This window comes from Aquimarina sp. I32.4, from assembly GCF_002924285.1.
GTDB lineage: Bacteria > Bacteroidota > Bacteroidia > Flavobacteriales > Flavobacteriaceae > Aquimarina.
Genome location: NZ_PGUB01000175.1, coordinates 1 through 5,377 on the forward strand (window position 1 = coordinate 1; position 5,377 = coordinate 5,377).

Here is a 5,377-nt window from a genome sequence, read left to right on the forward strand (position 1 = left end):
CTCACCTCTTACCATTCCGAACAGAGAAGTTAAGCCTGATAGCGCCAATGGTACTACAATCGTGGGAGAGTAGGTCGCCGCCTTCCTTGAAACCCTTCATAAAAATATGAAGGGTTTTTTTTATGCCCTAATTTTATTAATTTATCTTCAAAAAATGAGAAATATATCTTTATTAATGCTCCTTGTGTTTTGTTCAAATTTTCTTTTTTCACAAAAAAATGTGGTTGGTAAGCCTAAAGCTTTATCTGATGTATTTGCATATGATTTAGTTTTCGATTATTCTGGAATTGAAATTCCTAAATTTGAAACTGAAGAAGTATTTTTAGAAAAGAAAATAGAAAAACTGGAAGAGACAAAGACTGGATCAGGAGAAGAGTTTAAAAAATCATGGTTCCTAAATAGAAAGGAACGATTTGAACCCAGATTTATAGAGTCTTTTAATAAACGTTTTGACAATAAAGAGATAGTAGTTGGAGAGAATAGTGCAAAATACACTATCAAAGTTCATACTATCTGGATGTATCCAGGATACGGTGTTTTTGCAACTACTCATTATCGTGCAGCGTTAACAGCAGATATTTATATTTATAAGAAATCAGAGCCTGAGAATATTATTTTAAAAATGACGTATAAAAGAATGCCTGGAGGTAGTCCTCTAGGAGTAGACTTTTATTCTGGATATAGAATTACTGAATGCTATGCGAAATTGGCAAAAGAGTTAGCTAGATATATGAAAAAGAAAGTACTGTAGTTTTATTGCGATATGTTTTATAGAATCTATGCTTCGATAAAATCTTTATATTCAATAAAAAAAGATTCAAGTTTGCGCATATTGTCATTTAGAAATTGCATTACTTCTTTCCAAGTGTTTTTATTATGAATGCTTACATCTTCTAGCTCTATATAAAGGCGAGAAATGATCTTACCATTTTCTAATTGATATTGGTCATCAAATATGATATCTTGAATGTATTGTGAAGTAATTATATTTTTTAAACTGATAAACTTATCATAATAATACTCTTGAATAAGTGCATCATAGGGTTCTATATCTATAGAAACTTGTGCTTTTTTTGTAGTAAATGTAAATTTAAGCGTAACATCTTTAATTTTGGTATTGTATAAAAGCCATTTATGTGGAAATTGTTTTCCAAAACTTGTCCAAAACTCTTGACGTATTTCTTTTGATTCTGATTTACTAAACATATTATTATATTAAATAAGCTGCTCCTGTAGCAATAAGAATAATAAGCAATTTGGTAATATTAAATTTATGGCCTTCACTACTTTCAAACAAAATAGTAGTTGATACGTGAAGAAATATACCTATTACTAATGCTGTAATTTCTTTGTAATAATTTTGTGCAATAGCAAAATTCTCGGCAATAAATGTACCTAGAGGCGTCATTAAAGCGAAAAAAACTAAGGCTATTATAATGATATATCTCTTAAGTTTAGTATTAAGTAAAAAAGTCGTTAAAATCATAGCAACAGGAATCTTGTGTATAATGACACCCATTAAAATCCCGTCAGTATGATGTATGGGGAATCCTTCTAGTAATGCATGAAGCCCTAAACTGATAAATAATAATTTAGGAATTCTGTGGGTTTCTTTATCAAGATGTATATGACCATGTTCGGCGCCTTTAGAAAAGTATTCTAGTATTTTTTGAAGCAAAATCCCAATCATTATCCAAACTCCAGTTCGTTTAGCATGGGTATTGTTTTCAAATACTTCAGGAAGTAGATCAAAAATAGTTATTGCAAGAAGGAATGCACCACTAAAGGCTAAAAGCAATTTTAGATTCTTTTGATTGAATGATCTAAATGCAAATACTAATATGGCTCCTATAAATACGGCTCCTATGGATGGTAAGTAGTTGTACACTATTATTTAAAAATTAATATAAGTCTTGGTGATGTATTTTTATTGAATTTATTTAGCTGGTAATCACCAAAGATATCTAATAACTGTACATTGGCTTTATCAAAATAGTTTTCAAAATCAGTAAGTTTAATACTTTTGACGCGTTCTGTAAAGAAAAAATCTTCATTATTATCTCTAAATCTGATTTCTTTAAATATATATCCGTCTTGATGATATCTTTTTATATTAAAAGTAATGTTATTTACTTCTTTTGTTTCTGTAGGGACCAGATTTTCTATAATATATTCTACGTTCATAAAATCAATAACACCAAAGCCTTTTTCATTCAGGTTAGATTTAATAGCTTTTATAGTGTTTAAGTTATCTTCTTCCTTATCAAAATACCCAAAACTGGTAAATAGATTAAAAACAGCAGAAAACTTTTCAAGATATGGTAGGCACATATCATGAACTCTGAATTTTAAAGTTTCATTTTCAAACTGTGAAGCATAGGTAATGCTATTTTTAGAGAGATCAACCCCTGTTACATCGTATCCTAATTTGTTTAGATAGACACTATGCCTTCCTTTTCCACAGGCTAAATCTAATATTTTTTCACCAGAATGAAGGCTTAAATAATTAGTGATATTATCCATGAAAACCTTTGCTTCATTGTGATTTCTATCTTTATATAAAGTATGATAATAAGGTGTGTCAAACCAAGAGGCATACCACATTGTTGAATCTTTTAGCATAGAGCGCAAAATTAATGTATTTTTACGGTTTAATTTAATAAGTCGATCAAAGTTTTATACGCTTACAAGAAACTTTGATAGACTTTATATCGAAAATAAGAATAGTGAGTAATTCATTTAAAATGGTAGCCAAAACCTTTTATGGTTTTGAAGAGATTCTTGCGAGTGAGCTAAGAAAATTGGGAGCTCAACAAGTTGAAATAGGAAACCGTATGGTGAGCTTTTATGGCGATACTGGGTTTATGTATAAAGCAAATCTATGTTTGAGAACTGCTTTGAAAATTTTAAAACCTATCGCTTCCAAAAGAATTAGAAATGAAAAAGATTTGTATGATTTTATTCAGGGTATCAATTGGTCATCTTATCTAGGTCATGAAGATACTTTTGCGATATATGCTACAGTAAATTCAACTATTTTTAATCATTCTCGTTTTATTTCATTAAAGACAAAGGATGCAATTGTAGATAAGTTTAGAAAAGAAGAAGGAAAAAGGCCTAATGTAGATACAGAATATCCTGACTTAACTATTAATATTCATATTCAACAGGATTTATGTACTGTTTCATTAGATAGTTCTGGTGGTTCATTACACCATAGAGGATATCGTACTATCACTAATATAGCTCCAATAAATGAAGTTTTGGCGGCTGGTTTATTATTGCTTTCTGGTTGGGATGGGCAAAGTGATTTTTTAGACCCTATGTGTGGTAGTGGTACGCTTGCAATTGAGGCTGCTATGATAGCATGCAATATTCCTGCAAATCTTAATAGGAAAGAATTTGCATTTGAAAAATGGTTGGATTGGGATATGGACTTGTTTGAGAAGATAGAAGAAGCATGCCTTAATAAAGTAAGAGATTTTAAGTACTCTATCGTTGGAATGGATAAAGCTCCTTCTGCGGTGAGAAAAGCTCATACTAATGTGGAAAATGCAAACCTTTCTGATTATGTAAGCATAAAAGAAGATAATTTCTTTGACACAAAAAAGGAAACAGAAAATCATTTACATATGGTTTTTAACCCTCCTTATGGAGAACGATTGCAACTTAATGTTGAAGAGTTTTATGCACAGATAGGGGACACGTTAAAACAAAGTTATCCTGGTACTAATGCATGGTTTATTACTTCTAATCTAGAAGGGTTGAAGCATGTTGGATTAAGACCTTCAAGAAAAATAAAAGTATTTAATGGTAAGCTAGAGTCCAAATTAGTTAAATATGAAATGTATGCTGGAAGTAAGAGGACTAAGTTTCAAAAATAACAGATTTTTTTTCCAATAATTTCAAAGATCCAGTTTTTATTTTTTTATACTGTTATGCTTAAATCTAGGTTTTTGTTTACTGATTACTATACTTTTTTCTTTTAATAGAGAATTCAAAAAAAGGTTTTTCCCTTACTCAAATCTGTATCAGTAAACTAAGAATATAGTGCAAGCCTATCGGCATGCCATATGCTTAGTTTTTTCCACAGTTTTTTATTTTTTCATCCAATTTATTAAATCTTTTTCGTTTACTATCGACCAAGAATGTGGATGCCTATCTCCATTTGCTCGATAACCTCGATTTTTTGTATTTATTAATTCAATGTTTTTATTTCCGAACTCGGCTTTTAATTTGTCTGATAACTTTTGAATATAAAAAGCGTTTAAATCTTCATATTCATTTTTTGCATATTCTTTCCACCATTTTAAGTCAGGTTCTGTATAAAACCTAATTTTTAATTTTTCCAATCCTTTAAGATTGTCGATATTTTCCGTTTTAAATGTATAAGGCGAATTCTGTTCGTAAGATTTAATGCTATCAAGCGGATTTCCAAATTCTTTGTCAAACATATTTTTAATCCAAGTCGATTCTTGGATTGATGATTCTGAAAAATTAAGTTTTAAGTTCTTTTCGGCAGTTCTATAAAGTCCAAGAAGGTCAATAGGTGAATCCACTATAAAAACACCTTTTGGTTGAATTTGACTTTTATTCTTTTTAAGATAGTCACAGATTAATAAACTTACGTTTCCGCCACTCGAAAATCCGCCAACAAATATATTTTCTTTAGATAAATTTTGTTCTCGGATTATCTCTGTTAATTGTTCCGCTAATTCTTGTTTTTCTTTTTGGTTTAAATATAAACGTTGGTTTAAACTCATTGCTAAAACTGAAAAGTTGTTTTTTATACTTATCTCAGCAATTTTAAATTCAGATAAGGTGTTTTTGGCATCGCAAGGAAAGCAAGGAAATAAAATTAATAGTCCTTTTTGATTTTCAGTTTTGATAAGTTCATATTCAGAAGTCTTTATAATTTCAAATTTAGGTTTTTCAGTCCGATTATCTTTTTCGGATTCCCCTTTACAAGAAGTTATAATTAAAAGTAAAATTATGATGTATTTCGTCATTTTTTAAATTGTGGGTAATAACAATGTGAAAATAGTATCCTAAGTTATAAAAAAAAACAAAGTGTTTTGACCCCTATAAAACAAGAGTAATCTTTTAAATTTGGATTATTAATTATGCTACTCTATTTTTCATTAAAATTAAGTGTTTGTCTTTGTTCCATTTTTCCATAGGAGTTATTCTTCCCAATAGTCCATGATGCCTTACGTTGTTATAGAAAACCACATATCTTTTTAGTATTTGTTGAATCTCTCCAAATGTTCTATACTCAAATCGTTGAAAGACTTCTTTTTTAAGTATTCCATGATAAGCTTCTACATGTGCATTTTCCTCTGGTGTAGCAACATGAGTAAACTCTTGACTTACCCCT

7 protein-coding genes and 1 rRNA gene are annotated in these 5,377 nt (G+C 29.8%); 3 read left to right on the forward strand and 5 right to left on the reverse strand.

Features of this window, described 5'->3' with window-relative positions; all coding sequences use genetic code 11:
- Together rrf and CVD18_RS22435 are read left to right on the forward strand one after the other, a co-directional pair.
- Positions 1–86 (forward strand): 5S ribosomal RNA (gene rrf, locus CVD18_RS21240); the annotation flags it as partial.
- A gap of 68 nt (positions 87–154) precedes the next feature.
- Positions 155–751: a hypothetical protein gene (locus CVD18_RS22435; RefSeq protein WP_146052891.1), complete on the forward strand. Its 597-nt coding sequence runs from the start codon at positions 155–157 to the stop codon at positions 749–751.
- 26 nt (positions 752–777) lie between these two features.
- Here CVD18_RS22435 and CVD18_RS21245 read toward each other — a convergent pair whose 3' ends face one another.
- Genes CVD18_RS21245 through CVD18_RS21255 form a run of 3 tightly spaced genes read right to left on the reverse strand, consistent with a single transcriptional unit; the run spans position 778 to position 2,622 of the window.
- A complete protein-coding gene (locus tag CVD18_RS21245) occupies positions 778–1,206 on the reverse strand; it encodes a DUF4268 domain-containing protein (RefSeq protein WP_103867479.1) in 429 nt (142 codons plus the stop codon).
- A gap of 4 nt (positions 1,207–1,210) precedes the next feature.
- Positions 1,211–1,888 carry a ZIP family metal transporter gene (locus tag CVD18_RS21250; protein WP_103867480.1) on the reverse strand — a complete coding sequence of 226 codons (678 nt, stop codon included), beginning with the start codon at positions 1,886–1,888 and terminating at the stop codon, positions 1,211–1,213.
- Between the two features lie 2 nt (positions 1,889–1,890).
- The gene (locus tag CVD18_RS21255; protein ID WP_199185123.1) at positions 1,891–2,622 is read right to left on the reverse strand and encodes a class I SAM-dependent methyltransferase; all 732 of its coding nucleotides are present in this window, start codon (positions 2,620–2,622) and stop codon (positions 1,891–1,893) included.
- 122 nt (positions 2,623–2,744) lie between these two features.
- Here CVD18_RS21255 and CVD18_RS21260 point away from each other — a divergent pair, with 122 nt between their 5' ends.
- On the forward strand, positions 2,745–3,884 hold the full coding sequence (locus CVD18_RS21260; protein ID WP_103867482.1) for a class I SAM-dependent RNA methyltransferase: 1,140 nt from the start codon (positions 2,745–2,747) through the stop codon (positions 3,882–3,884).
- Positions 3,885–4,097: 213 nt separating this feature from the next.
- On the opposite strand, the gene CVD18_RS21265 is transcribed toward CVD18_RS21260, so the two are convergent.
- Both CVD18_RS21265 and CVD18_RS21270 read right to left on the reverse strand, forming a co-directional pair.
- Complete coding sequence (locus CVD18_RS21265) at positions 4,098–5,009, reverse strand: hypothetical protein (protein ID WP_103867483.1); 912 nt, start codon at positions 5,007–5,009, stop codon at positions 4,098–4,100.
- Positions 5,010–5,121: 112 nt separating this feature from the next.
- Positions 5,122–5,377: integrase core domain-containing protein (locus CVD18_RS21270; RefSeq protein WP_146052742.1), on the reverse strand; the 256-nt coding region annotated here is incomplete at its 5' end.